At 71.8% G+C, this 1425-nt stretch carries 1 protein-coding gene; it reads right to left on the reverse strand.

Annotation, left to right across the window (positions count from 1 at the left end):
* Nucleotides 1-74 precede the first annotated feature (74 nt).
* The gene (locus ACSNOK_RS33015) at nt 75-1100 is read right to left on the reverse strand and encodes an endonuclease/exonuclease/phosphatase family protein (RefSeq protein WP_436784472.1); all 1026 of its coding nucleotides are present in this window, start codon (nt 1098-1100) and stop codon (nt 75-77) included.
* Nucleotides 1101-1425 lie beyond the last annotated feature (325 nt).

Here is a 1425-nt window from a genome sequence, read left to right on the forward strand (position 1 = left end):
TTCTTGCGGGGGCTCGCCCCCGCAAGAAACGGTGAAAGGGCGGGACCGGGGCACCCACCGCCGAAGGCGAACCCTCAAAGCTTTACGCGAGCCGCCACCGGCAAATGATCGCTCCCCGTCTCTGAAAGCGTCCAAGCCGACACCGGATCCACCTGCCGCACCATGATCTGATCGATCCGCGCCATCGGAAAGCTCGCCGGCCAGCTGAACCCGAACCCGTCCCCGGCAGCCCCCTGCGCGGACCGCAGCTGCGACGTGACGGGCGCGAGCGACCGGTCGTTCATGGTCCCGTTGAGGTCACCGAGCAGGATCGTCTTCTTCAGCGGCTCGGCCGCGATGGCCCGCCCCAGCGCCGCGGCGCTGTTGTCGCGCTGCCCGGCCGTGAAGCCCGCGTTGAACTTGACGCGGACGGACGGCAGATGGGCGACGTACACCGCGAGCGGGCCCTTCGGCGTCTCGACGGTGGCGCGCAGGGCGCGGGTCCAGCCCATGCGGATGTCGACGGGGCGGGCGTCGCGCAGCGGGTACTTGCTCCAGATGCCGACCGTGCCCTGCACCGAGTGGTAGGGGTAGGAGCCCGCGAGGGCCCTCTCGTAGCGGGAGGCGTCGCTGAGCTCCTCCAGGGCCACCACGTCCGCGCCGGACGCGACGAGGGACCGCGCGGTGCCGGCCGGGTCGGGGTTCTCGGCGTTGACGTTGTGGCTGACGACCGTGAAGTCGCCGCCGGAGCCGGACTTGCCGGTGAGGAGCCCGCCGAAGAGGTTCACCCAGGCGACGGCGGGCAGCAGCACCGCGATCAGCGCGCTCGCCGAGCGCCGCAGCAGGGCGAACACCAGCAGTACGGGGACGAGCAGGCCGAACCAGGGCAGGAAGGTCTCGGTGAGGCTGCCGAGGTTGCCGACCCGGTTGGGGATGCTGGAGTGCAGCAGCATCAGCAGTCCCAGCACCAGCGCCAGTACCGCGATCACCAGTCCGCGCCGCCAGATCCCCGGGCCGCGCCAATCGCCCAGCCAGTCGCCCACGCGGCGTCGGACCCCGGAGCCGGCCCGCTCCGGACCGACTCCCTCACGGCCCGTCTCCTGCATGTGCGCCTGCGGCATCCGCATGTCCTCACTCGGTCTCGCTGTGTCCCGTCACCCGACGATAGGTGATCGACGGTCCGTCGTGATCACCGCGGGAGGGCTGTCCCGGCCCCCATCGGAAGGGAGGCTTCGCGGTGGAGGACGGCCCGCCGGCCCGGACGGGTTCCTGCGGACGGTCCCACGGGGGCGTCCTGTGACACAACGGGCACATTCGGGCTCCCCGTGGCTCCTCGTGACTCCCCCAGGCTCCCCGTCGTACGCATGACCACCGGACACCCGTCAGGAACCCGCCCGGGCCGGCGGGCCGTCCTCCACCGCGAAGCCTCCCTTCCGATGGGGGCCG

The sequence above is a fragment of the Streptomyces sp. URMC 126 genome, assembly GCF_051386555.1.
Classification (GTDB): domain Bacteria; phylum Actinomycetota; class Actinomycetes; order Streptomycetales; family Streptomycetaceae; genus Streptomyces.

Coding starts and splice junctions, on each gene's coding strand:
- ACSNOK_RS33015 (WP_436784472.1), bottom strand. CDS start 1,100: ATGCCGCAGGCGCACATGCAGGAGACGGGCCGTGAGGGAGTCGGTCCG.